Here is a 25096-nt window from a genome sequence, read left to right on the forward strand (position 1 = left end):
GATGGGGACTCGGTGCGTCAGTTCGTGGCCCCGACGGCCTTCTCCAGGCCCTCAGGAGTGAGCTGGTCGCCACTCAGCATCTTGTCGTTCACGAAGACTGTGGGAGTGCCTTCCACCTTGCGGTCGTTGGCCGCCTGGGCGATCGAGTCGAGCCAGCCCTTGTAGCTGTTGTCGTTGACCGCCGCCTCGAACTTCTGGTCGTCGATGCCGAGCTGCTTGCCCAGGTCGATCAGCTGGTCGGTGGTCCAGGCCTTGGAGAAGTCGCCGTACATGCCGTCGGCGTAGCTCAGTGCCTTGCCGTTCGCGGCGGCCGCGGCGAACGCGTTGGCAAGCCGGGGCGAGTCATCCGGGCTCACGAAAGCCAGCGGCCAGTAGGTCAGGGTGGCGGTGCCGTCCTCGACCAGCTTGTCGATGGTCGGGCCGGACTCCTCCTCGAAGTCCGCGCAGTGCGGGCAGCGGAAGTCGAGGTACAGGTCGATGTGCGACTTGGCGCCGGCCTTGCCGACCGTGACGCCCTTGCCGTTGGTGCCGGGTCCGGTGATCACCGCGGGCTCAGGCCCGCCGCTGGTGGTCACCTCGACCTTGGAGTGCTTGCGCCAGTAGTCGACACCGACCGCGGCGATGATGGCGAGCACCACCACGACCACGATGACGATGCCGGGCGAGATCCGCCGCTTCTGCTGCAGCAGCGGATTGACCGGGGGCTTGGGCTGGGTCTTGCTCACGACGCGGTTACTCCTGTCGACACGTGCGGATCCGATTCGAGCGCGAACTTGCTGCGCGGGCTGAACCACAGCCACCCCGCGAGCACCAGCAGACCGACGTCCCGCAGGATCTCCTGCAAGTACTTCGTCTGGCCGGGCGCGACCTGACCGCCGCCGCCGAAGCAGCCACAGTCGATCGCCAGACCACGAGCCCAGGCGGAGGACACCGCGGCGATGAACACCACCATGAAAACACCGGCCACCGCGGCGGCGGGCCGGACACCGTAACCGACGATCAACAGCAACCCGATCGCGATCTCCAGGAACGGCAGCACCAGCCCCACGATGCTGTCGAACCCGGACGGAAGCAGTTCGTAGGCCCGGACCGCCTGCGCGGCGACCTCCGGGTCGGTGACCTTGAGCGCGCCGGCCACCAGCATCACGCCGCCGAGCACCAGCCGGGCGAGCAGCGACACCCACGGGAACCAAGGTTGCTGCTTCACTGGTTCTCCTCGACGAGCTTGCCGAAGTCGTGCGCGAGGTCGCCGATCGCCGCGTTCGACAGCCACAGCACGGTGGCCTTGTCGTTCGCGCCGAAACCGAGCACCTGGGCGCCGTGGCCCACCTCGTACCCGCCGGAGGGCAGCTTCTTCATGCCCTCCACCGGGACGCCGACGGCCTTGGCGATGTCCTTGATCGAGGTCAGGTTGCCGGTCAGCCCGACGAACGACGGGTCGAACCGGTCCAGGTACTTGCGGATCACCGGTCCAGTGTCCCTCGCCGGATCAGTGGTGATGAACAGCAGTTGAACCTGGTCGCGCACCGACTCGTCCAGCTTGGTCAGCGCGGAGGCGACGTCGGCCATCACCGTCGGGCAGACGTCCGGGCAGTTCGTGTAGCCGAAGAACACCAGCGTGACCGGCTTCTTCGTCGACGTGACCAGGTTGAACTCGTTGCCCGAGGTGTCGGTCAGCGAGGTGGCCGGTAGCGAGTACGGCCGGTCCAGCGTTGCCCCGCGCAACCCGTTCGGGTCACCGGCCGGGGTGCGGATGATCGCCCCACCGGGGTTTTCGGCTGACTGCTTCGGCCCGCTGCTGCAGCCCACGAGGGCAAGCAGAGCCACCGCGGCGAAGAAAACAGCCGCGTTCCTGGTTCGACTCACGGCGGTTCTAACGAGCGACGGGGGTGCTACGTTCCCGCCGGACCCCTTCAGCGAGGCTTTCCGTGAGCGATCTCACTCCCGCCGGACCGCCCGCGTTGAGCGCCTTCACGAACGCGGAGCCCACGATCACAGCATCCGCGTACGCCGCGACGTCCGCCGCCTGGTCCGCGTTGGAGACGCCGAGCCCGACCCCGACCGGGAGCCCGGTGGCCGCCTTCGTCCGGGCGACCAGCGGCGCGGCCAGGTCGGAGGCCTGGTCACGGGCACCGGTGACGCCCATCACGGCGGTCGCGTAGACGAATCCCCGGCAGGACGCCGTGGTGAGCCCGATCCGCGCGTCGGTGGACGACGGCGAGACCAGGAACACCTTGTCCAGTTCGTTCTTGTCGGCGGCGGCGATCCACTCGGCGCCTTCGTCCGGGATCAGGTCGGGCGTGATCAGGCCCGCTCCCCCGGCGGCGGCCAGATCCACCGCGAACCGGTCCACGCCGTACCGCTCGATCGGGTTCCAGTACGTCATCACCAGCACCGGCAAGTCGGCGTACGCAGCGACCTTCTCGACGGTGCCGAGCACGTCGCGGATCCGCAGCCCGCCGGCCAGCGCGATCTCGGCGGCGCGCTGGATCGTCACGCCGTCCATCACCGGGTCGCTGTACGGCAGCCCGATCTCGAGCACGTCCACACCGCCGTCGACCATCGCCTTGATCGCGTCCACGCCACCGTCGACGGTCGGGTAGCCGGCCGGCAGGTAGCCGACCAGCGCGGCCCGGCCCTCGTCGTTCGCCTTCCGGATCGCGGTGCCCGCGTTGCCCAGTTCGGTGCTCACGTCGCTCATGCCTTGCCGGTCCCGTCGATCAGGCCGAACCACTCGCCGGCCGTGTCCATGTCCTTGTCACCACGACCGGACAGGCACACCAGAATGGTTGCCTCGGGCCCCAGTTCCTTGGCGATCTCCAGCGTGCCGGCGATCGCGTGCGCCGACTCGATCGCCGGGATGATGCCCTCGGTGCGTGCGAGCAGCCGCAGCGACTCCATCGCCGCCGCGTCCGTCACCGGCCGGTACGTCGCCCGGCCGGTCTCCGCCAGCCAGGCGTGCTCCGGGCCGACGCCCGGGTAGTCCAGTCCGGCGGAGATCGAGTGCGACTCGATCGTCTGGCCGTCCTCGTCCTGCAGCAGGTACGACCGGGCGCCGTGCAACACGCCGACCTGGCCCGCGGTGATCGTCGCCGCGTGGCGGCCGGTCTCGTACCCGTCGCCGCCGGCCTCGATGCCGTACAGCTTCACCTCTGTGTCGGGGACGAAGGCGGCGAACAGACCGATCGCGTTCGAGCCACCACCGACGCAGGCGACGGCCGCATCCGGAAGCCGGCCGAGCAGCTCGAGCGACTGGGCCCGGGCCTCGTCACCGATCCCCCGGACGAAGTCGCGCACCATGGCCGGGAACGGGTGCCCGCCGGCCGCGGTACCGAGCAGGTAGTGGGTGTTGTCGACGCTGGCGACCCAGTCGCGCAGCGCCTCGTTGATCGCGTCCTTCAGCGTCCGGCTGCCGGTCTTGACCGGGATCACCTCGGCGCCGAGCAGCTTCATCCGGGCCACGTTCAGGGCCTGCCGCTCGGTGTCGACCTCACCCATGTAGACGACGCACTCGAGATCCAGGTAGGCGCACGCGGTCGCCGTGGCGACACCGTGCTGGCCGGCGCCGGTCTCGGCGATCACCCGGGTCTTGCCCATCCGCTTGGTGAGCAGCGCCTGGCCGAGCACGTTGCGGATCTTGTGCGCCCCGGTGTGGTTCAGGTCCTCGCGCTTCAGCAGCACCCGCGCCCCGACGATGTCCGACAGCCGGGTCGCGTCGTACAGCAGGCTCGGGGTGCCGGCGTACTCACGCAGCATCCGCTCGAACTCGTCGGTGAAGGTCTTGTCCGCCATCGCCTGCTGCCACGCGGTGGTCAGCTCGTCGAGCGGCGCGATCAGCGCCTCCGGCAGGAACCTGCCGCCGAAGCGGCCGAAGTGCCCGAGCTGGTCGGGCAGCACAGCAGTCATGTTCGCCTTCCAAAACCCCTGCTCACACAGGGGTTTCACGTCTCGGTGACGACCCCTTCGGCGGGGGCCGGCACGTCTCAGTGACGCTGCTGGATGGCGGGGTGCGATCCCGCAGCGACGAGATCGGCGACCGAGGCCCGCGGATCGCGGCCGGTCACCAGGGTTTCACCGACGAGGACGACATCGGCCCCGGCGCGCGCGAACTCGATTACATCATGCGGACCGCGAACGCCGGACTCCGCCACCCGGACCAGGTTGGTCGGGATCGACGGCGCGACCCGGGCGAAGGTGTTCCGGTCGACCTCGAGGGTCTTCAGGTTGCGGTTGTTGACGCCGATCAGCTGAGCGCCCGCGTCCACCGCCCGCAACGTCTCCTCCTCGTCGTGCACCTCCACCAGTGGGCACAACCCGATGGAGTGGGCCCGCTCGATCAGCGAGACCAGCGCCTCCTGCTCCAGCGCGGCCACCATCAGCAGCACCATGTCGGCGCCGGCCGCCCGGGCCTCCCAGAGCTGGTACGAGGACAGGATGAAGTCCTTGCGCAGCACCGGTACGTCGACCCGGCCGCGGACCGCGCGCAGGTCCTCCAGGCTGCCGCCGAAGCGGCGCTGCTCGGTCAGCACACTGATCGCCGCCGCACCACCCTCCGCGTACTCCGAGGCGAGCGCGGCGGGGTCGGCGATGTCGGCCAGGGCCCCCTTCGACGGGCTGGACCGCTTCACCTCGGCGATGATCGCAATCCCGTCACCGCGGAACACCGGCATCGGGTCCTTGGCGTCGGGCTTGCGCTGGGCTTCCAGCTTGAGGTCGTCCAGGCTGACCCGCGCCTGGCGCTCCGCCAGGTCCTCCCGGACCCCGGCGAGGATGTCGTCAAGCACAGTCATGATTGTGGTCCGTCCGTCAGTGGTGGTCGTTGGACCGTGCACCGAACCCGAGCAGCTGCATCACCTTGCCGACCAGTCCGCCCGCCACGGCGATCCCGACCGAGATCCAGAACAACACCCAGTTCGGCCCCATCACCATCGCGATGGCTCCGACAGTGAACCCGACCAGCACGATCGTCACGGCGGTCCAGGCCGCCGGAGTGCTGCCGTGCAGGCCGCCTGCGTGAGCTTCTTCGCTCTCGTAGTCCAGCGTTTGATCTGCGGTCGTATTGTCCATCGTTGGCGCCACTCCTCTTGTCGTCCCGTCCTATTGTGGCGGTAGCCCCCGACAATCAGATCGTCGGGTCCTCACCGGCATCGATCGCCTTCCACTGATCGGCCGGTGTGGCGGCCGGATCACGCTCGTACCGCAGTGTCGGGCGCCGCCATCGATGCGCCGTCAGCAGCGCGATCACCCCCGCCGCCAGCAGTGCCACCCCGCCCGCCAGAGCAAGCCAGGGCGCCGGTCCGGTGCTGAGCAGCACCCGGTCCGTCACCGCCTGACTGAGCTCTGGCCGGAGCCTACCGAGTTCCGCGGCATCCGGTCGCACCTGCACTGCCACCGCGATCGCGGCGACACCCATCAGCGCGACCAGGGCGGCCAGGACACGCCGGAGCGCAGTACCGGCGAGCTTGGTGACGATGACGGCCACCACGCCTGCCAGCGCCAGGGTCACCGGCGCGCGGGTCACGGCGTACCCGTTGAAGTTCACCACCGGCCGGCCGCTGCCGGGGTCCGCGATCGACCAGGTCAGGTAGGCCGACAGGCCGAGCAGCACGAGGGCCACCACCGCCAGCAGGTCAACCAGTCGTTGTGGTCGCATCAGACCTCGGAGAACGTGCCGGCGACGGCGATGGCGTTCAGGACGGCCGCTGCCTTCGTGCGGCACTCGGCGTCCTCGGAGGCCGGGTCCGAGTCCGCGACGATGCCCGCGCCCGCCTGCACGTACGCCGTCGTACCGCGCAGCACCGCGGTACGGATCGCGATGGCGGTGTCGGCGTCACCGGCGAAGTCGAGGTAACCGACCACGCCGCCGTAGACGCCGCGCCGGGTCATCTCCAGCTTGTCGATGATCTCCATCGCCCGCGGTTTCGGTGCTCCGGACAACGTTCCGGCCGGGAACGCGGCGGTGAGCGCGTCGAAGGCGGTCTTGCCCGCCTGCAGGTGCCCGGTGACCGTCGACTCCAGGTGCATCACGTGGCTGTAGCGGCGGACGTCCATGAAGTCCACCACCTCGACCGTGCCGGGCGCACAGACCCGGCCGACGTCGTTGCGGCCGAGGTCGACCAGCATCAGGTGCTCGGCGCGCTCCTTGGCGTCGGCCCGCAACTCCTCCTCCAGCGCCCGGTCCTCCTCCGGCGTCGCGCCGCGCGGACGGGTGCCGGCGATCGGGTGCAGGATCACCTTGGTGTCGGTAACCTTCACCAGCGCCTCGGGGCTGGACCCGACGATATCGAAGCCGTCCAGGCGGACCAGGTACATGTACGGGCTCGGGTTCGACCGGCGGAGCACCCGGTAGATGTCGAGCGCGCTCGCCGTCGTCTGCAGCTCGAACCGCTGCGAGACAACGATCTGGAACGCCTCGCCCGCCCGGATCTCCTCCTTGGCGGTCTCCACCGCCTCCCGGTACTCCGCGCTGGACCGCTGCCGGTGCGGGTCCGGCTGCGCCTGCCGGTTCGCGTGCACGACGTACGACGGGGTCGGCTGGGCGAGGTCCTTCTCCATCGCGTCCAGCCGGCGGACGGCGTCCGCGTAGGACTCGTCCACCCGTTCGTCGGAGTCGTCCCAGTTGACCGCGTTGGCGATCAGCCAGATCTCGCCCGTCTCGTGGTCCAGCGCGGCCAGGTCGGTGGCGAACAGGAAGGTCAGCTCGGGCAGGCCGAGGTCGTCGGTCGTTGTGTCCGGCAACTTCTCCAGCCGGCGAACCGCGTCGTACCCGAGGAAGCCGACCATGCCGCCGGTCAGCGGCGGCAGGTCGGGCAGCCGCGGCGTGTGCAGGATGTCCAGCGTCTCGCGCAGCGCCTTCAGCGGGTCGCCGGTCTGCGGCAGCCCGACCGGCGGGTGGCCGGACCAGACGGCCTCACCGTTGCGCTCGGTCAGGGTGGCGGCGCTGCGCACCCCGATGAACGAGTACCGCGACCAGACGCCGCCGTTCTCCGCGGACTCCAGCAGGAAGGTGCCCTCGCGCTCGGCGGCGAGCTTGCCGTAGACGCCGATCGGGGTCTCCGCGTCTGCCAGCAGCCGCCGCGTCACCGGGATGACCCGGCGGTCCTTCGCGTACTCGCGGAAGGTCTCGAGGTCGGGAGTGTTCACGCCTTGACCTCGAATTCGCCGTGCTCGAAGCAGCTCCGCGTCCCGGTGTGGCAGGCCGGGCCCTCCTGGTCGACCAGGACCAGCAGGGTGTCGGCGTCGCAGTCGACCAGGATCTGCTTCACGTGCTGACGGTTGCCGCTCGTCTCACCCTTCACCCAGTAGTCCTGGCGGCTGCGCGACCAGAAGGTGCTGCGGCCGGACTCGGCGGTCCGGCGGACGGCCTCGGCGTTCATCCAGCCGACCATCAGGACCTCACGGGTGTCGTACTGCTGCACGACGGCAGGGATCAGCCCGGCCGCGTCGAAGGTCAGCTCCTCGGTATCCACCACCCCATTGTCCCCGATCCCCTGTCACTGCCCGACCGCCCGGGGTCGGGTGGCCGCGGACCACCCCTGACGGCCCGGCGTCGGGTGGGCATGCGAGACGCCGCCGGGCCTGACAAAATGCCGGAATGACGAGTGTCGCCCGGGTGCGGACCCTGTTGCAGAACCATCCCCTGATCGACGGCCACAACGATCTCCCGATCGCCTTCTACGAGCTGTGCGGGTACGACCTCGACGCGTACGACCTGAGCGTCTCGGTGCCCAAGCTGAACACCGACCTGCCCCGGCTCCGGCTCGGTCAGGTCGCGGCCCAGTTCTGGTCGTTGTGGGTGCCGCAGGACGCCGACGCGGTCCGCCGGACGTTCGAGCAGATCGACTTCGTGCACCGGATGGTCGCGCGCTTCCCGGAGGCGCTCCAGCTCGCCGATACCGCTGATGACGTCGACATCGCGTTCAAGGAGCGCCGGATCGCCTCGCTGATGGGGATGGAGGGCGGCCACTCGATCGGTGAGTCGCTCGGCGTGCTGCGGATCATGCGCGAGCTCGGCGTCCGGTACATGACGCTCACGCACAACAACAACGTGTCCTGGGCCGACTCCGCCACCGATGACCCGGTGCTCGGCGGCATGAACGAGTTCGGCGAGGACGTGGTGAGGGAGATGAACCGGCTCGGCATGCTGGTCGACCTCTCGCACGTCTCCGCGGACACGATGCGGCACGCGCTGCGGGTGACCAGCGCGCCGGTCATCTTCAGCCACTCGTCCGCCCAGGCGGTCTGCGACCACCCGCGCAACGTGCCTGACGACGTGCTACAGACCCTGGCCGGCAACGACGGGGTGTGCATGGTGACGTTCGTGCCGGTCTTCGTCTCGCAGGCGTACGTCGACTGGGTGGCGGGGGCCCGCGAACTGGCGGGTGAGCTCGGCCTCGATCCGCTGGTGCCGGCCCAGCAGAAGAAGCTGAAGGAGGCGTACGGCGTACCGAAGCCGAAGATCACCCTCGACGACGTGGTGGCACACGTCGAACACGTCCGCGAGGTGGCCGGGATCGACCACATCGGGCTCGGCGGCGACTACGACGGCTGCCCGGAGTTCCCCGTCGGACTGCCGGACGTCGCGTCGTACCCGTCGCTCTTCTACGCCCTCGCCGATCGCGGCTGGAGCGACGACGAACTCGCGAAACTTGCCGGCGGCAACATCCTTCGAGTACTGCGCGCCGCCGACGAGGTCGCCGGGTAGGTTTCAGGCTTTCCGGACCTGGGCGCGGGTCTCGGGGAGGGGCTGGAATCCGGCCGTGCGGTAGGTGGCGACGGCGCCGACGTTGAAGGCGGGCGTGCAGACGAGGGCGCTGGACGAACCCAGGTCCCGGAGCGCGGCGGCCGCGGCGACGGTGATCGCCTTGCCGTGTCCGGCGCCGCGGAACTCGCGGTGCACCCCCAACGGCTCGATCAGCCCCGGCTTGCCGACTCCGGCCGACCACACGGTGACCGCGGCCACCGGGTCGCCCTGGCCGTTCCTCCCGACGAGACACCTGGCCTCGGCGTACGGCGTACCGGCGGCCATCGCGTGCCAGCGTTCGTCGGTGAAGGTGGAGCCGTCGAAGGACGCGCGCTGGACCGCGGTCCGCACGTGCGCCTGGTCCGGTCCGATCACCTCGACCGCCAGACCGGGATCCTCGATCGGCTCCGCGAGGTCACGCTCGAGCGGTACCCACGGCTCGTCGGCGTCCCACCCGTCCTTGAACAGCAGGTCGCGAGCCCGCGCACCCTCCGGAGCATCGACGTACACGGTCCCCTCGATCAGTACTCCGCGCGCGGGGTCCGAGCTGTCGTCGACGATCTGCTGGGCCAGCTCCGCGTCGTCGAACGCGCCCGGCGCCAGCGCGAGCCGCAACATGTCCGGCTCGTCGAGCAACCCGACCGCGAGGATCTCGTGGTCGCGCTTCCACACCCGCACGGCGTCCGCGGTCCGCTCGGCCCCGAACCGCCAGAACCACCCCAGATCCCCCGGATGCACCTGCACCGCCGCCCCGCCGTACTGCCACTCCCCCAGCTTCCCGGCAACCTCACCCAACCCGCCGACCCCCGGCACACCCAGCTCGATAGTCATACCCCCGATCACACACCACCCCACCGACAGCCCGCACCCGGGTTTCCCGCGAACCCCAGCCCCACCCCGCCGCCCGACGCCCCCCACACACACGCAGCCGCACACCCCTCGCCCGACGCCAACCCACGCCCGACCTCTCGCGCAGCCACCCCAACGACCCGCCGCGTCCACGCAGCTTGACAACGCCCGGCCCAAGCAGTCTGACGGGCGGAAAACACTCAGGTGGTGCACAAAGTGCTGGTCCGCCCCCAGGCTTCGTCGACCTTGTGCACGAGGTAAGTAGTCCTCGGCTCCGCTGCCGCGCGAACGGTGCACAAGGTCGCAGGGCCCTGGGCGGGCGACCGCGGCGGGCCGAGGTGGCCGGGCGAAGTAGCCGGGCGGGCTGCAGGCGGGGCCCGCGAGGTTGCCGGAGGAGGTCGCCGGGGCTGCCGTCGGAGGTGGCCGGGGCAGGCTGCAGGCGCGGAACTGGGTGCGGTGGTGCCGGTGGGCGGGGTGCCGGTGGGCGGGTGCGGGTGGTGGGGTTCGGGTTCCGGGCGGGGATGTTTGGGTGTCGGGGGAAGGGGCACGGGACGCGCTCACCGCAATCGATGCTAGGAGCAGCAGTGCTTACCCTGACAGAGAACGCCACCCTGGTGATCAAGAGCATCACGGGCGTCGAAGGCGCTCCCGAAGGCGCCGGCGTCCGGATCTCGCAGGAGAACCCGGCCGACCCCGCACTGGCGGTGACCACGACTGAGTCGCCGCTGCCGGGTGATCAGGTGGTCGAGGAGAGCGGCGCCCGGGTCTTCCTCGAGGAGAACGCCGCCAACGCACTCGACGACAAGATCCTCGACGCGGCCGTCGACGACAAGGGCGGTGTCGAGTTCCTGCTCGTACCGCAGCCGGGCGCCGGCCGCGAGAACGGCGCCGCGCCGACCGCGTAGTACCAGCTGGGTCAGCGGCCGATTGACGGATCGGTCCAGCAGACCGCACACGACAGGTCGACGGGCCGGGGGCCCCTTTCCTCCCCCGGCCCGTTAGACCTGTCCAGCTTCACTTCAGACTGCGGAGCGTTGGGCTATCCAGCTGGCGTGGAGGCGGGTGTAGACGCCTCCTGCCTGGACCAGGTCCGCATGCGGACCGCGCTCGATGATGCGGCCGTCGTCGAAGACCAGTACCTCGTCGGCGGCTTCCGCGGTCGACAACCGGTGGGCGATCGTCACGGACGTCCGCCCCGCCATCAACCGCTCCAGCGCGGCATTCACCCGTACTTCGGTCCCGGGATCCACGGCCGAGGTCGCCTCGTCGAGGACGAGCAGATCCGGGTCCGCGATGTTCGCCCGGACCAGCGCCACCAGCTGCCGTTCACCCGCCGACAGGGATTCCCCTCGCTGCCCGACCGGTGACTCCAGCCCGTCCGGCAGCGACTCCAGCCAATCGGTCAGCCCGAGATCCGCAAACGCGTCCAGCAACTGCGCGTCGGTCACCTCGGGACGTCCGAAGCGGACGTTCTCGGCGAGGGACGAGTCGAAGAGATACCCGTCCTGCGGCACCATGACGACCCGCTCCCGCAGCGAGGAGAACGAGATCTCCCGAGCGTTCACCCCGTCGAGTAGTACCGCGCCGGAGGTGGGATCCATCAGCCGGGTGAGCAGCTTGGCGAAGGTCGTCTTGCCCGAACCCGTCTCGCCGACCACCGCGACCCGCCGGTGCGGTTCCAGCCGGACGTCGACGTCCCGCAGTACGAGGTCGCCGTCGGGGTAGGCGAAGTTCACGTCGGCGAACTCGACCGTCACCGGGCCCCGCGCCTGGGTGACGCCGTCCTCGCCCGGGTCGACCACGTCGGCCGGGGTCGCGATCACGCCGAGCACGCGCCGCCAGCCGGCGAAGGCGCTCTGCGCGTCGGTGAGCACCTGGGTGGCGATCTGCACCGGGTCGGAGAACAGTGCGACCAGGAACATGAACGCGAGGATCTCGCCCAGCGTCGCCTTGCCGTCCACCCCGAGCAGCACGCCCGCGGTCAGCACGCCGGCGTTGGCCAGGCCGGCCGCCAGACCGCCGATGGAGAAGGTGATCCCGGTGATGGCCTGGGCGCGGGTCGCGGTCCGCCGGTAGTCCTCGATCGAGGCATCGATCCGGGCCTGGGTGCGCTGCTCGATCGCGTACGCGCGGACCACCTGGGCGCCGACGACCGGCTCGGCGATCGCGGACAGCATCTCGCCGACCTTAGCCCGGACCACGCCGTACGCCGCGGACATCTTCCGCTGCAGGTACTTCAGGCTGGCGAACAACGGCAGGAAGCAGATCAGCACGACCAGCGCGAGCTGCCAGGAGTAGAAGAACATCACCACGGTCGCGAGCAGCATCTGCCCGATGCTGACCAGGAAGATGAACCCGCCGAACTGCAGGAACTGCGACACCGTGTCCACGTCGGAGGTGACCCGGCTGACCAGCGCGCCGCGGCGCTCGGTGCTCTGGGTCAGCACCGGCAGGTCGTGCACGTGCCGGAACGCCTTGATCCGCATCGTCGCGAGCCCGCGCTCGGAGTTCTTCGCGAGCCGCACGGTGGTGAGGTACGACGCGACGCCGGTGATCAGCACGGCACCCACGCAGAGCAGGCACATCCACGCCACGAACCACATGTCCGGTCCGCCGGGACCCGACAGGCCCTTGTCGATCGTCTGCTGGACCGCGATCGGTACGACGATCCGCCCGGCCGTCATCGTCAGCGCGAGCAGCCCCGTGATCCCCCAGCCGCGGCCGAGCTCGGGTGAGACCCGGAGCCCCTGCTTGAGGGTCTCCAGACCGCCGGCGTCGTCGCCGTGGTCGAGCCGGGTGGCCTCTGCGGCGCTCACGCGGATGCTCCTTCTGCGTCGTAGGTGTCGAGATCGCGGTCCATATCTGCTTCCAGCGCGGCCTCTTCTTCACGCCGCGCCGCGTCCTTCTCGTAGGCGTCGACCAGGTCGCGGTAGGCGGCCGAGCGGGCCTGCAACTCCAGATGCGACCCCTGATCGGCGATCCGGCCGCCGTCGAGGAACAGCACCTCGTCCGCCAGCGCGATCGTCGCCTTGCGATACGCGATCACCAGCACGGTGGTCGCCGCCTCAGCCCCCTGTACGGCGGTCCGCAGCCCGGCCAGGATCCGCGCCTCGACCTGGGGATCCACCGCGCTGGTGGCGTCGTCCAGGATCAGCAACCGGGGTCGCCGTACCAGCGCTCGGGCCAGGGCGATCCGCTGCCGCTGGCCACCGGACAGCGTCGTACCGCGTTCGCCGACCTTGGTGTCGAGGCCGTGCGACAGGGACTTCACGAATCCGTCGCCCTGGGCGATCCGGAGCGAGTCCCACACGTCGTCGTCGGTGTAGTCGCCGCCGAGGGTGATGTTGCCGCGGATCGTGTCGTCGAAGAGGAAGGCGGTCTGCGCGACCAGCGCCACCGAGCCCGCGAGTTCGTCACGGGCCAGCGAGCGCAGGTCGTGGTCGTCGACCTTGACCGACCCTTCCTCGGGATCGATCAGCCGGGTGAGCAAGGTGGTCATCGTCGATTTCCCGGCGCCGGTCGGGCCGACGACCGCGACGGTCCGGCCCGGCTCGACGGTGAAGTCCACGCCGGCGAGCACGTCGCGGTCCGGCAGGTACCCGAACCGGACGTCCGACACCTCCAGCCGCGCGGCCGACGAGTGGGTTAGCTTCTCGGCGCCGTACTCCATCCCGCCCTCGGCCGTGATCACCCGCTGCACCCGGTCCCACCCGACGACAGAGCGCGGCAACTCCCCCAGCACCCAGCCGAGCGCCCGGATCGGGAACCCGATCAGCGTGAACAGGAACGCCACCTGCACCACGTCACCGGCCTCGGCCGCGCCCGAGCTGACCCGCCCGACTCCGACGAGCAGAACGGCCAGTACTCCGATGCGTGGCAGGCCCTCGATCACCGGGTCGAACGCGCCACGCGCCTTGTTCACCGCGATGTTCGCGTCGCGCAGCTCGTAGGTGGGCGCCCGGAAGCGCTCGGTCTCGGCGGCCTCGCGGCCCAGCGTCTTCACCACCAGCGCGCCGTCGAACGACTCGTGCGCGACCTCGGAGACGTCGGCCCGCAACTCCTGCGCTCGGGTGGCGAGCGGCTGCAGGGTCCGCTGGAAGATCACGTTCGCGACGAAGACGAGTGGGAACACCAGGCAACCGACCGCCGCAAGCCACGGGTCCGCCGCGAACATCGCGACGGTGGCGAAGACGAGCATCGCGATCACGCCGACCGCCATCGGCAGCGGGGCGATCGGGTACCAGGTCGACTCGACGTCCGCGTTCGCGTTGGACAGCAGTTCCCCGGTCGGGTGCTTGTGGTGCCACTCCAGCGGGAGCTTCAGGTACTGCCGGGTGACGCGCTGGCGGTACGTCGCCTGCAGCCGGAACTGCATCACGCCGGCGCCGATCCGGCGGCCGACCACGCCGATCGCGCGAAGCACGGCAATGCCGAGGAAGAGCGAGACCATCGACGCGATCGCGCCGAAGGTGGTGTCACCGCGCTCGAGCGCCGGCCGGATCACGTGATCCGTGGCCCAGCCCAGGGCCCATCCGTCGGCCACCGTCATCGCGCCGTACAGCACGCTCGCGAGCACCGAGAGCGCGAACACCCACGGCTCCTCCCAGATGGCGACGCGCAGAACGGCGAACCCGCGCCGGGTCACGCTGCCCTTGCTCGGGACTTTCGGCTGCGGCACGCAAACATCCTCAGAACGATGACGGAACTGTCAGGGGCGTAGCCAGCCACGAGGCTGACAACGAATGACATTCTGCCATTGGGTGGGGACAACTACGATCGAGTTGTGACCGACTACAGCAAGGTGGAACGACTCGCTCTGTGTGATCTGTTCGACCAGGTCGGGCCGGATCAGCCGACGCTCTGCGCGGGGTGGACGACGCACGATCTGGCGGTCCACCTGCATGTCCGGGAGGCCGATCCGGTGGCCGGTCCGGGGATCATGATCCCGGCGCTCGCGGACACCACCGAGCGGCGGATGGCGCAGGCGAAGGCGAAGTACTCCTTCACCGAGATCGTGGACAAGGTGCGCACCGGTCCGCCGACGTTCTCGATCTACTCGTTCCCCGGCCTGGGCCACAACCTGAACACCACGGAGTACCTCGTCCACCACGAGGACGTCCGCCGCGCGGTCCCGGACTTCACCGTCCGCGAGTTGCCCGCCGAGCAGCAGCAAGGTCTGTGGAAGCAACTCCGCCTCGCCGCGAAGTCGATGACCCGCAAGGCCCCGAGCGGCCTTGTACTGCGTCTCCCGGACGGCGCCGAGTCGGTCGCGAAGAAACCGACGGCGCGAGGCTCGGTCACCGTGACGGGTGAGCCGGTCGAGCTCGTGCTGTTCTGCTTCGGCCGCCAGGCGGTCGCCCAGGTCAAGCTCGACGGTGACGCGGAACTGGTCGAACGGCTCCGCAACACCTCATTCGGAGTCTGACGCCCTCGCTTCGGAGGGCCTGGCTTCGGAAGGCCTAGCTTCAGAGGGCCTAGCTTCGGAAGGCTTGGATTCGGAAGTCTCGGAGGTCTGCTCGGCTTCCTCCTCAGGACCGGCCCGGCGGGCGGCCGCAACCTTCCTGCGCTGGCGCTGCACCAGGCTGCTGACCGCCGTGACCAGGATCACCAGCAGGATCGCCGCGAGGACGCCCTGCCAAGGTTCGTCGAACAACGCGAACCCGAGCAGCCCGATCGCCATGTAAACCACCGCCCACAGCGACGAGGCGGCCAGGTCCACCACCGCGAACCGGCGCCAGGAGAACCCCGCGAGCCCGGCCGCGAGCAGCACCGGAACGCGTCCCCCCGGGATCAGCCGGGACGTCAGCAGCACAGAGACCTCGTGATGGCTCAACCGGACCCGCAGCGCGTCGAGCGAGGCGTTGTCGCGGAGCCAGCCGACCCTCTTGGCCAACCTCTCCCCGCCCAACCGGCAGGCGCCGTACACGATCAGGTCGCCGACGTATGCGCCGCCGGCCCCGGCGATCAGTACGCCGACCAGGCCGATGGGGTTGCTGTGGGAGGCCAATACCGCGCCCGCCGACACGGCCGCGCCGGTCGGCAGCACCGGGAGCACCGCGCCGAGCAGGACCGCCCCGGCGAGCACGCACAGGTACCAGAGGTCGAAGTGGGGGTCACCGCTCACGGCCGCACCACCTCGGCCGACTCTCCCGGGACGAGCAACTCCACGTTCACCGACGAGTCCACCTCGTGCATCGCAGCCTTGAACTTCTCCCCCGGCGGCAGGAACAACTCGGGCTTGAGCCAGTCGCACGCGATCGGCCAGAACGTCCCGAAGTGCACCGGTACGGCGACCCGTGCCCCGACGCGGCGGACCGCCTCGGCCGCGCCGACGGGATCCAGGTGGCCCGGACCCAGCGAGGGACCCCAGCCGCCCACCGGGACCAGCGCCAGATCCACCGGACCCGCCTCGGCGGCGAGGTCGTCGTACAGGTCGGTGTCGCCGGCGAACCAGACGCTCGGCGCGCCCTCGACCCGGAACCCGATCGCCGGCGCGCGGTACGAGGACCAGGGCAGCCGGCGTCCGTCGTGATGGGCGGACACCACGGTGAGGTCGAGGTTGCCGATCCGCACCTGGTTGCCCGGGGCAACCTCGATGCATCGGTCCGAGTACTCCGCTCCGCGCTCAGCGTGGATCAACCTGGCCGCACCCCGCGGTACGACGAGGGCCGCGTCGGGCGAGACCATGGGCAGCGACGTGAGGTGCAGGTGGTCCGCATGCATGTGGGACACCAGCACCGCGTCACACCGGCCGGCCTCGGGCGTCGGGGCCGGGCCGCGACGACGCCGCACGTGCGCGATCCGGGAGGTGAGCACGGGGTCCGTCAGCAGCCGCGTGCCGTTCTCCTCGATGGTGATGGTGCTGTGCCCCCACCAGGTGATCCGCACTTCGTCAGGCCTCCACGCTCGCGTCGGACGGTTCGGCGACACGTTCCGCGGTGACCTCGTCCGCTGCGGCCGGCTCACCGGTCTGGTCGGCCTGGTCGGTGCGCTGGCCGAGTTGTTCGAGCCAGCTGATCAGGAGTGCGTGTACCGCGTCGGAGCCTACGGGTGGCTCGTCGACGGCGAAGCGGCGCGGGTGCACCAGGACCGCCTCGGTCTGCCAGCCGCCGATCCCGCCGTGGCAGCCGACCAGTTCCTCGAACGCGGCCACCTCGTGGGTGAACTGGTCCAGCCGGCTGATCACCACGATGTCCCCGTTGTGCGGCATCTCCGCCTGCCGCAGCATCGACGCAGCGGCGTGCGGTCCGTACGCGGTGAGCGGGTCGACGCCCTCGATCCGCCCGGAGCGGAGTACGTGTACGCCGGCCCGGCCGATCGCCACCGGACCTTCGGCGATCGAGTCGACCACGACGAACCCGACGCCGGGATGCGTCGCCAGCCCCGGGATCAGCCGCGGGTGCTGAAGCTCGATCTCCTCCAGCGGGACCCGGCCCACGGTGGTGGCGAGGTAGATCAGCGCGAGATTGCCGGAGGAGGTGACCACCATCTGCTCGTCGGCGGCGACCGGCGGCTCGCAGTCGGCCGGCCCGAGCTCGACCTCGCCCCGGAGTGCCTTGCCGTGCAAGGCCTTGCGGGTGACCGAGCCGGCCACGCTGCGGCGCAGGCTCACCTCGGTCAGGAAGGCGTTCACCGGACCCCAGCCCTCGGAGCGCCCGGTGGCCGCCACCGGCTCCTTCGTGGTGTCGACCAGGTCGTCGACCACCTGGGTCAGCGTCCGTCCGTACCGCTGCAGGAAGGTGGAGCCCTGGCTCTGGCCGTGGTCCGACAGCACGACGATCTCGTACGCGTGCGGCAGCGTGTCGATGATCCGCTTGAGCGCGCCGAGCACCCGGTCCAGACCCTCGAGCGTCTGCATGGACTCCGGGCGGGTCGGGCCCGCGTGGTGGGCGACCTCGTCGTAATCGACGAAGTCGCAGTAGACCACCGGCGTGCCCTTGATCAGCTCGTCGGTGATCAGCGAGACGTTCAGGTCGCGCAGCAGCACGTTGGAGATGGCCCGAAGGAAGATGTACGAGCCGCCGCGGTTGACCCTCGGCACCAGGTTGCGCCTGCGCTGGCTGCGGGCCTGGTGGAGCTCCTTGACCATCTCTGCGACGCACAGCACCAGCCCGCGCGCCGCACCCTGCGGGCTGGAGAAGAACCGGACGTACCCGCGGCTGCGGCCGTCCGGCAGGGCCGCGCGGCTGAAGACCAACTCCGACTTCGGCGCGTCGCCGGACCAGTTGTTGCTGATACTGGCGCCGCCGTCGGCGAGCAGGCCACGGCCGGTCGACATCCGCGCCTCGATCTCGGCGGCGTCCCGGGACCGGTTCGTCACCATCACCCGGCCGGTGTCCTTCTCGTACCAGCGGAAGGCCGGGATCTGGCCGGAGCCGCCGTGCAGGATGCCCGCCTGGCTGGCCGGCGTGGTCGCCGGAACACCGGTGTGCCAGTCGACCATCGAGTGGCTGCCGTCGCGGATCCAGCCGCCGAGGTGCGGCAGGTTGCCCGACATCACCATCCAGTTCAGCAGCGGCGCCGACAGGCCGTCGAGCTGGATGATCAGCAGGCCGGTCTTCGGCGCCGCCTGGATCCGGCGGGCCCGGCGGCGGACCACCCGCATCACCTCGGAGACGTACGCGTCGTCACTGCCCGCGTACGCGACCCAGCCGACGAAGGCGCTGACCGAGGACATCACGATCGACACCAGCAGCGCCGCCTCGGGCCCGCCGTGCAGGTTGACCCCCGGATCGATGGTGACGCCGAGGTAGACCACCGCGAACTGGGACAGCAGCCCGCCGACGAGCACACCGATCGACCCGATCAAGATCGCGACCCCGGCCAGGATCCACCGCATCAACAGGCCGATCACCGCCAGGATGACCACCAGTCGCAGTACCGGCAGGGCGCCGTCGCTGCTGATCTGGGGCAGGGTCCAGAAGGTGATCACCAGCGAGATCAGCGACGCGAGGCCGCCCAGGAACATCGCCTGCAGGCCTCTGGTGGTACGGCGCAGGTCGAGCCAGACCGGCCGGGAATGTGGCCGGCGGTCGGCCGAGACCTGCTCTGGTGGTTTCGCCATCTGGTGTTCCAGACTCCCCGTTGCTGCGTCGATGCTGCTCCGAGCCTACGAGGCCCGGTCCACCCAGGCTGTACTGCGCCACGCAGCGGGCGGGGTGATCCCGGGTCATCCCCGACCCGGGACCGGGCCATCCCCGACGAGGCCGGACAGTGTGTTGGACCGAACTTTTCCATCGATTCACCTGACTGGCGAGAGGTGGCGTCCGGGGTCCGCGGAAAGTTGTGGTTCGCAATTGCTGGACCCCGGGGGCTCGGAGATGGAGACTCCGGGTGTGTGTAGTTGGTTTCCGCCCGATTCCAAGGAGTCACCGTGAAGTTTTTACCGAGAGTGGCCGCGTCGCCCCGTGGAGTGGTCGCTGTCGCCGCGGCCGTCGCCGCGACGGCCGGTCTGCTGACCCAGACCGGCCTGCCGACCCAGTCCGTCGGGGCGCCTGCCGCCGTGCAGGCCACTGGGCTGCAGCAGCAACTCGACGCGTTGCTGGCCGACCCGCGCTTCCAGGGGTCCCAGGTGGGGTTGGTGGTGCGCGACGCGACCACCGGCGAGACGCTCTACGACCGCAACGGGGGCACCCGGCTGCTGCCCGCGTCCAACACCAAGCTGTTCAGCTCGACCGCCGCCATGCACACCCTCGGCGCCGGGTTCCGCTTCCACACCGACGTGCTCACAACGGCTCCGGTCCGCGGCGGGAAGCTGCGCGGAGACCTTTACCTGAAGGGCTACGGCGACCCGACCTCGCTCGAGTCGGACTACGTCGCGCTGGCCAAGCAGGTCGCCAAGTCGGGCGTCCGGCGGATCGACGGCGACCTGATCGCCGACGACACCTACTTCGACAAGGTCCGGCTCGGTGACACCTGGTCCTGGGACGACGAGCCGTACTACTACTCGGCCCAGATCTCCGCGCTGACGCTCGCGCCCAACACCGACTACGACTCCGGTACGGCGATCGTGGACAGCCTGCCCGGCGCGACCGTCGGAGCGCCGGTGAAACTCGCCCTCGTCCCGGCCAACAGCGTGATCAAGCTGGTGAACACCGCGACCACCGGCGCGGCCGGCTCGGACAACACGCTCACCATCGAGCGCGACCACGGCACCAACGTCGTCCGGGTCACCGGCTCGGTCCCGGCCGACGACACCGACGGCCAGGAGTGGGTCACCGTCTGGGAGCCGACCCTGTACGCCGCCGACGTGTTCCGCCGCGCCCTGGCCGCGCAGGGAATCCAGGTCGACGGACACGTCCGCACCGCAGCGACCCCGGCCACCGCCAAGCAGTTGGCCCGGGACGAGTCGATGACGGTCGGCGAGCTGATGAACCCGTTCCTGAAGCTGTCGAACAACATGCACGCCGAGACCTTGGTCAAGGCGATGGGCGCGGTCGCCGAAGCAGACGGCAGCTGGTCCGCCGGTCTCGGGGTCGTCACCGACTACGCCAACAGCGTCGGCGTCGACACCAGCACGATCCGGCTGTCGGACGGCTCCGGCCTGTCCCGCAAGGTGAACGTGACCGCGAAGAGCGTCACCGACATCCTGATCGGCGTGCGGCAGGAGCCCTGGTTCCAGCAGTGGTACGACGCGTTGCCGATCGCGGGCAACCCCGACCGGTTCACCGGCGGCACCCTGCGCAGCCGGATGCGCAACACGCCGGCCGCGAACAATCTGCACGGCAAGACCGGGTCGCTCACCGGCGTCACCGCACTGTCGGGGTACGTCTCGACCAAAGACGGCCGCAAGCTGGTCTTCTCGATGATCAGCAACAACTACCTGGTCAGCCCCCGCTCGGTCGAGGACGCGGTCGGCGTCACCCTGGCCTCGTGGACCGACCAGGCCCCGGTCGCCGCGGTCAAGCCCGACACCAGCCGCAGCGCCCAGGTCGCCGAGGATGCCTGCGGCGGCAACGAGTGGGTCAAGGCCTGCTGATCAGCTAATGCGTTCGACAGTACGGCGGTCGTTCCCGAGGATGAGGGCATGACCGCCGTACTGCCCGATCGGTACTCCGTCCGTCCGATCCGACCGGAGGACGGCGATGTGGTCGCGGATCATGTCGCCGCGAACGACGTCCGGCTGATCGGCTTCTCGCAGTACAGCCGCGAGGGCATCGTCAGCCACCTGCGCGACCCGTTGATCGACCTGGCCGTGGACAGCTGGCTGGTGACTGCCGGCCCCGGCCTCGTCGGGACGGGCACCGTCGTACTCGACGGCGGGCGGGCGCAGATCGATCTCTCCTCGGCTGATCCACTGGTGGCCGGCTGGATGCTGGACCAGGCGATCGAGCGCGCCACCGACCATGCGCGGAGGACCGGCGACGAGGTTGCGATCAAGCTCGGCCTGCTCCGCGAGGATGAGCAGATGTCAGCGCTCGCGGCGGACCGCGGCCTCTTCATCCACACCACCGTCCAACGGATGACGATCCGGTACGCCGGGCCGCTGGAGCCGCCGGCGATTCCCGACGGCGTGGTGCTTCGGCGCGGCGCCCAGGACGAGCAGATCCGGCGAGCTGCACACCAGGTCATCACCGACTCGTTCGCCGACCAGCCGGGCTCGGTTCCCCGCCCGTACGACGACTGGGTGAAGCAGCGCGAGAGTCGTTCCACCTTCGACTGGTCCAAGCTGACCGTGCTCGAGCTCGCCGGCCGGCCCGTCGGCGTCCGGGAGTGCGACGACAACTACCTCACGACCGAGCACTGCGGCTACATCGGACGGCTCGGGGTCGTCACCGCGGCGCGCGGTCGCGGGCTGGCGAAGTACCTGCTGCGCGACGTGTTCGCCCTCGACTCGGCCGCGGGTCTCAGCGGCACGATCCTGCACGTCGACACGGGGAACCCGACCCCGGCCGTCGCGGTCTACGAGTCGGTCGGCATGCGGGCGGACATCGTCAACGACATCTGGCGAAAGGTCATCCCGGCCTAGAGTGATCGACGTCCTCGCCGGGGCGGTCGCGGTCCACCCCGGCGAGGAAGTCAGTTCAGGACGGCCCGGCTCCCCGTGCTCCCGGCCAGTACCGTTCGGTTGCCCACCTGCCGACGCAGATCCAGGCTGATCCGGAGGGGGCGCGTGCCCGGCTTCACGCAGAGCTGCGCCTCGGGCTGATCCGGCGCCACCGAGTACCGATAGGCCGCGATCCGGACCGTCGATGCGTCCTGCGACAGGATCCGCACCATCGTGTGCGGAACGCAGGAGTCGTCGGCGTTGCGCGGCGCTTCGACGATCAGCGTGCCGGCGTTCTCCGAGTCGACCTCGACTCGTGACACTCGGATCTCCTCCCCCAGCAGCATCACTGTGTTGCCGAACTTGAACTGCTTCGGCGGCGGCCCGTCGTCCAGCAGTCCCACCGCGGGCATCGTCGGGGTCGCCGGCGGTGTCGCCGGCTCCTCGGCCCGCGGTACGGACGCCGTCGCGACCACCGCGCCACCTACGAACAGCACCGCCGCCGCCGTTGCCACCAGACCACGCGTACGTCGCTGCCGGCGGACGGCCTGCTCGACGAACTCGAACGGCGGCGCCTCCCCAGGGGTCTGCTCGTCGACGTACTCGATCAACAGATCGGTCCGCAGTTCATGCATGATCAGGCACCTCCTCCTGGACCGCGAGCAACGGCGCGAGCGCCTGGCGCGCCCGGGCCAACCGCGATTTCACCGTGCCGGGTGGCAGCTCCAGCTCGTCCGCGATCTGCTCGATCGGCAGATCCATCACGTGATGCAGCACCACCACCGCGCGTTGCGCCGGGGTGATGCGGGCGAGTGCCGCCGCCACGTCGAGCGCGTCCCCGTCCGGCCCACGAACCTCCGCGGACCGGCCCATCAGCTTCGCCGCGGCCCGCGCGGCCACCTGCTGCCGCCGCAGCCGGCTCACCAGCGCCCGGACGGCGACCGCCCGGACCCACGCCTCCGGGTCGTCGTACCGGCGGATCTTGTCCCACCGGCCCAGCAGCTTCACGTAGGCGTCCTGCGCGATCTCCTCGGCGTCGGCGCGTGAGCCCCCGATGGACACCAGCAGCCCGATCAGCCGCGGCCAGGTACGGCGGTAGAGCGCCGCGACCTCCGCTGCCGGATCACCGTCGATGTCCCTCACACCCCTAACACGCGCTGCTCCCCGGCCCGGTTCCATCCATTTCCGGACCGATTTCAGCTCGGGTTCGACGAGCTGTGCTCAGCTGAGTGTGCCGTGCAACTGGGCGTACCGGCCATGGCGGGCGAGCAGGTCGTCGTGGCTGCCGCGCTCGACGATCCGGCCGTGGTCGAGCACCAGGATCTGGTCCGCGTTCCGCACGGTCGACAGCCGGTGCGCGATCGCGATCGTGGTCCGGTCCCGGGCCAGCTCGTCGATCGCGGCCTGGACGGCCCGCTCGGTCTCGTTGTCGAGCGCGCTGGTGGCCTCGTCGAGGATCAGGATCGGCGGGTTCCGCAGCAGCATCCGGGCGATCGCCAGCCGCTGACGTTCGCCGCCGGAGAAGCGGTACCCGCGAGCCCCGACCACCGTGTCGTACCCCTCGGGCAGCCCGACGATCAGCTCGTGGATCCGCGCCGCGCGGGCCGCCGCGATCACCTGGGCGTCGGTGGCCTCCGGCGCAGCGAACCGCAGGTTCTCCCGGACCGACTCGTGGAAGAGGTAGGTCTCCTGCGATACCAGCCCGACCGCGTCCGAGATCGCGGACAGCTTGAGATCGCGCAGATCCATGCCGTCGATGGTGATCCTCCCGAGCTGCGGGTCGTACAGCCTCGCGACGAGGTACGCGAGCGTCGTCTTGCCCGATCCCGTCTCCCCGACGAGCGCCGTCGTCGTACCGGATGGCACCACGAACTCGATGTCGGACAACGTCCACCCGCCGTCCTCGCCGTACCGGAAGCTCGCATTCTCGACCCGTACTTCGCCCCGCACCCGCGGCAGGCTGCGGGCGTCCGGCTTCTCCTGGATGTCCACCGGCAGATCGAGGACGTCGAAGATCCGGCCGAACAGGGCCATCGACGTGGAGGCGGCCGTGCCGAGTCCCTGCAGCGCGGTGGCGGGTGCGACCAGCCGGTTCAGCATCGTGGTGAACGCGACCACCGTGCCGATCGAGAACACCGCCGAGCCGTGCGCCAGCGTCAGCCCGGAGACGAGGTACACGATCGCCGGGATCATCGTCAGGCTGGCCCGGCGGCTCGAGTTCACCCACTTGCCGGTCATCGCCGCGGTCAGCTCGGTCGCGCTGAGGGCGCGGGACTCGGTGGCGAACCGGTCCGACAGTTCCCGCTGCCGCCCGAGCGTCTTCGCGAGCAGGACGCCGGCAACCGAGAGAGACTCCTCCACCAGCGCGGTGATCCCGGCGAGCTGCTTCTGCCGGCCGCGGGCGATCTGGCGCTGCTGCCGTCCGAGCCGGAAGGAGAAGGCGAGGAACAGCGGTACGACGATCAGGCAGACGGCCGCGAGCTTCCAGTTCATCACCAGCGCGGCGATCCCGACCGCGAGTGCCGCGACACCGTTCTGCACGACCGAGCTGGCCGTGTTGGTCACCACGTTGTCGACGCCGCCGATGTCGTTGGCGATCCTCGACTGGAGCTCGCCGGCCCGGGTCCGGGTGAAGAAGCCGAGCGACATCCGCTGCAGGTGGTCGTACACCCCGACGCGCAGGTCGTGCATCACGCCCTGACCGATCAGGTTCGACAGGCGGGTCGTGACAACACCCAGCACTGCCGCGATCGCCGCGGCGACGATCATGCCGCCGGCCAGCAGCACCACCAAGGAGGCGCTCCGCTGCGGCAACGCCTCGTCCACGATGTCGCGGACCAGGAACGGCGACGCCACTCCGGCCGCGCCTTGCGCCACCGACACTGCCAGCAGCACCACGATCGACCAGCGGTACGGCCGGAACAACCTCGCGACCCGGCGTACCGGTGCCTGGTCGGTGGTGGTGTCAGTGGTGAGAGTCGCCGTCGTCATCGCCTGTCCTCGGAGAGCCGTTCCAGCAGACCGGCGGCGATGACCAGGAGGTCGCGCTCCGCATCGGTCAACTGCTCGAGCGCACCGGCCAGCCAGATCTCCCGCGGGCGCATCTCAGCAGCCAGTACTTCGGTCCCGGCCGAGGTGATCTCGAGCAGCGACTGACGGCCGTCGTCGGGATCCGGGCGGCGCCGGATCCAGCCCTGCTCCTCCAGCGCGGCGAGCGTCCGGGACAGGGACTGCGGCTGGGTCAGCAGCCGGTCCGCCACCGCGCCCGGCGTGATCGCACCGGCCTTCTGGAGCTGCCGGAGCACCGCCGTCTGGCCAAGGCTGATCCCCCCGGCGCGCTCGGCCCGGGCCCTCGCCGCGAACAGCCCGGTGCCGGTCAGGATCCGGCGCGGGATGTCGAGCTCGCTGTCAGTGGTACGCATGGGTTAACCATAAGCACGATCGGCAAGTCTGCGCTTCCGGATTTTCCTACGCACTCGCTTACGACAGATGCGGCGTGGAGATGTGAGAGGTTACTC

25 protein-coding genes are annotated in these 25096 nt (G+C 70.1%); 5 read left to right on the plus strand and 20 right to left on the minus strand.

Annotation, left to right across the window (positions count from 1 at the left end; genetic code table 11):
- Nucleotides 1-17: 17 nt before the first annotated feature.
- The 10 genes from EV648_RS04925 to hisI all read right to left on the minus strand — a co-directional run bounded on the left by EV648_RS04925 (nt 18) and on the right by hisI (nt 7469).
- Entirely contained in the window at nt 18-725 is a 708-nt protein-coding gene (locus tag EV648_RS04925) for a thioredoxin domain-containing protein (RefSeq protein WP_132285413.1), read from the minus strand.
- Complete coding sequence (locus EV648_RS04930) at nt 722-1207, minus strand: MauE/DoxX family redox-associated membrane protein (RefSeq protein WP_241994909.1); 486 nt, start codon at nt 1205-1207, stop codon at nt 722-724. The genes EV648_RS04925 and EV648_RS04930 overlap by 4 nt, the downstream gene beginning before the upstream one ends.
- Nucleotides 1204-1866, minus strand: coding sequence for an SCO family protein (locus EV648_RS04935; protein ID WP_241994910.1), 663 nt, complete (start codon nt 1864-1866; stop codon nt 1204-1206). Before EV648_RS04935 ends, EV648_RS04930 begins: the two co-directional genes overlap by 4 nt.
- Nucleotides 1867-1873: 7 nt before the next feature.
- Entirely contained in the window at nt 1874-2701 is an 828-nt protein-coding gene (gene trpA / locus EV648_RS04940; protein ID WP_132285415.1) for a tryptophan synthase subunit alpha, read from the minus strand.
- Nucleotides 2698-3906: a tryptophan synthase subunit beta gene (trpB, locus tag EV648_RS04945; protein ID WP_132285417.1), complete on the minus strand. Its 1209-nt coding sequence runs from the start codon at nt 3904-3906 to the stop codon at nt 2698-2700. The genes trpA and trpB overlap by 4 nt, the downstream gene beginning before the upstream one ends.
- A 77-nt stretch (nt 3907-3983) precedes the next feature.
- The gene (gene trpC, locus EV648_RS04950; protein WP_132285419.1) at nt 3984-4790 is read right to left on the minus strand and encodes an indole-3-glycerol phosphate synthase TrpC; all 807 of its coding nucleotides are present in this window, start codon (nt 4788-4790) and stop codon (nt 3984-3986) included.
- Between the two features lie 16 nt (nt 4791-4806).
- Nucleotides 4807-5067, minus strand: a complete 261-nt coding sequence (locus EV648_RS04955) for an HGxxPAAW family protein (protein WP_132285421.1) — start codon at nt 5065-5067, stop codon at nt 4807-4809.
- Nucleotides 5068-5122: 55 nt separating this feature from the next.
- Nucleotides 5123-5653: a Trp biosynthesis-associated membrane protein gene (locus EV648_RS04960; protein ID WP_132285423.1), complete on the minus strand. Its 531-nt coding sequence runs from the start codon at nt 5651-5653 to the stop codon at nt 5123-5125.
- The gene (locus EV648_RS04965) at nt 5653-7143 is read right to left on the minus strand and encodes an anthranilate synthase component I (RefSeq protein ID WP_132285425.1); all 1491 of its coding nucleotides are present in this window, start codon (nt 7141-7143) and stop codon (nt 5653-5655) included. The genes EV648_RS04960 and EV648_RS04965 overlap by 1 nt, the downstream gene beginning before the upstream one ends.
- Entirely contained in the window at nt 7140-7469 is a 330-nt protein-coding gene (gene hisI / locus EV648_RS04970) for a phosphoribosyl-AMP cyclohydrolase (RefSeq protein WP_132285427.1), read from the minus strand. Before hisI ends, EV648_RS04965 begins: the two co-directional genes overlap by 4 nt.
- Nucleotides 7470-7594: 125 nt before the next feature.
- Here hisI and EV648_RS04975 point away from each other — a divergent pair, with 125 nt between their 5' ends.
- Nucleotides 7595-8704, plus strand: coding sequence for a dipeptidase (locus EV648_RS04975; RefSeq protein WP_132285429.1), 1110 nt, complete (start codon nt 7595-7597; stop codon nt 8702-8704).
- Nucleotides 8705-8707: 3 nt separating this feature from the next.
- Here EV648_RS04975 and EV648_RS04980 read toward each other — a convergent pair whose 3' ends face one another.
- Complete coding sequence (locus tag EV648_RS04980; RefSeq protein ID WP_132285431.1) at nt 8708-9574, minus strand: N-acetyltransferase; 867 nt, start codon at nt 9572-9574, stop codon at nt 8708-8710.
- 602 nt (nt 9575-10176) lie between these two features.
- On the opposite strand from EV648_RS04980, the gene EV648_RS04985 reads away from it, so the two are divergent.
- Nucleotides 10177-10497, plus strand: a complete 321-nt coding sequence (locus EV648_RS04985) for a Fe-S cluster assembly protein HesB (RefSeq protein ID WP_132188192.1) — start codon at nt 10177-10179, stop codon at nt 10495-10497.
- A gap of 114 nt (nt 10498-10611) precedes the next feature.
- Here the strand turns inward: EV648_RS04985 and EV648_RS04990 are convergent, their stop codons facing one another.
- Nucleotides 10612-12408 carry an ABC transporter ATP-binding protein gene (locus EV648_RS04990; protein WP_132285433.1) on the minus strand — a complete coding sequence of 599 codons (1797 nt, stop codon included), beginning with the start codon at nt 12406-12408 and terminating at the stop codon, nt 10612-10614.
- Nucleotides 12405-14270, minus strand: coding sequence for an ABC transporter ATP-binding protein (locus EV648_RS04995; RefSeq protein ID WP_132285435.1), 1866 nt, complete (start codon nt 14268-14270; stop codon nt 12405-12407). The genes EV648_RS04990 and EV648_RS04995 overlap by 4 nt, the downstream gene beginning before the upstream one ends.
- A 105-nt stretch (nt 14271-14375) precedes the next feature.
- Here EV648_RS04995 and EV648_RS05000 point away from each other — a divergent pair, with 105 nt between their 5' ends.
- Nucleotides 14376-15017 (plus strand): TIGR03085 family metal-binding protein, encoded by a 642-nt coding sequence (locus tag EV648_RS05000; RefSeq protein ID WP_132285437.1) that lies wholly within the window; start codon nt 14376-14378, stop codon nt 15015-15017.
- Here the strand turns inward: EV648_RS05000 and EV648_RS05005 are convergent.
- Genes EV648_RS05005 through EV648_RS05015 form a run of 3 tightly spaced genes read right to left on the minus strand, consistent with a single transcriptional unit; the run spans nt 15003 to nt 18656 of the window.
- Entirely contained in the window at nt 15003-15716 is a 714-nt protein-coding gene (locus tag EV648_RS05005; protein WP_132285439.1) for a DedA family protein, read from the minus strand. The two genes, EV648_RS05000 and EV648_RS05005, sit on opposite strands and share 15 nt — an antisense overlap.
- Nucleotides 15713-16480 carry an MBL fold metallo-hydrolase gene (locus tag EV648_RS05010; RefSeq protein WP_132285441.1) on the minus strand — a complete coding sequence of 256 codons (768 nt, stop codon included), beginning with the start codon at nt 16478-16480 and terminating at the stop codon, nt 15713-15715. The genes EV648_RS05005 and EV648_RS05010 overlap by 4 nt, the downstream gene beginning before the upstream one ends.
- A 4-nt stretch (nt 16481-16484) precedes the next feature.
- Nucleotides 16485-18656, minus strand: a complete 2172-nt coding sequence (locus tag EV648_RS05015) for a phage holin family protein (RefSeq protein ID WP_241994911.1) — start codon at nt 18654-18656, stop codon at nt 16485-16487.
- Nucleotides 18657-18965: 309 nt separating this feature from the next.
- Here EV648_RS05015 and dacB point away from each other — a divergent pair, with 309 nt between their 5' ends.
- Together dacB and EV648_RS05025 are read left to right on the plus strand one after the other, a co-directional pair.
- Nucleotides 18966-20570 carry a D-alanyl-D-alanine carboxypeptidase/D-alanyl-D-alanine-endopeptidase gene (dacB, locus tag EV648_RS05020; RefSeq protein ID WP_132285443.1) on the plus strand — a complete coding sequence of 535 codons (1605 nt, stop codon included), beginning with the start codon at nt 18966-18968 and terminating at the stop codon, nt 20568-20570.
- A 48-nt stretch (nt 20571-20618) separates the two neighbouring features.
- Entirely contained in the window at nt 20619-21560 is a 942-nt protein-coding gene (locus tag EV648_RS05025; protein ID WP_132285445.1) for a GNAT family N-acetyltransferase, read from the plus strand.
- A gap of 50 nt (nt 21561-21610) precedes the next feature.
- On the opposite strand, the gene EV648_RS05030 is transcribed toward EV648_RS05025, so the two are convergent.
- The 4 genes from EV648_RS05030 to EV648_RS05045 all read right to left on the minus strand — a co-directional run bounded on the left by EV648_RS05030 (nt 21611) and on the right by EV648_RS05045 (nt 25000).
- A complete protein-coding gene (locus EV648_RS05030; protein WP_132285447.1) occupies nt 21611-22213 on the minus strand; it encodes a hypothetical protein in 603 nt (200 codons plus the stop codon).
- Nucleotides 22206-22721: a sigma-70 family RNA polymerase sigma factor gene (locus EV648_RS05035; RefSeq protein WP_158293899.1), complete on the minus strand. Its 516-nt coding sequence runs from the start codon at nt 22719-22721 to the stop codon at nt 22206-22208. Before EV648_RS05035 ends, EV648_RS05030 begins: the two co-directional genes overlap by 8 nt.
- Before the next feature lie 78 nt (nt 22722-22799).
- The gene (locus tag EV648_RS05040; RefSeq protein WP_132285451.1) at nt 22800-24569 is read right to left on the minus strand and encodes an ABC transporter ATP-binding protein; all 1770 of its coding nucleotides are present in this window, start codon (nt 24567-24569) and stop codon (nt 22800-22802) included.
- Nucleotides 24566-25000, minus strand: a complete 435-nt coding sequence (locus EV648_RS05045; RefSeq protein WP_132285453.1) for a MarR family winged helix-turn-helix transcriptional regulator — start codon at nt 24998-25000, stop codon at nt 24566-24568. The genes EV648_RS05040 and EV648_RS05045 overlap by 4 nt, the downstream gene beginning before the upstream one ends.
- Nucleotides 25001-25096 lie beyond the last annotated feature (96 nt).

Source organism: Kribbella sp. VKM Ac-2568, assembly GCF_004345365.1.
GTDB classification, from domain to species: Bacteria; Actinomycetota; Actinomycetes; order Propionibacteriales; family Kribbellaceae; genus Kribbella; species Kribbella orskensis.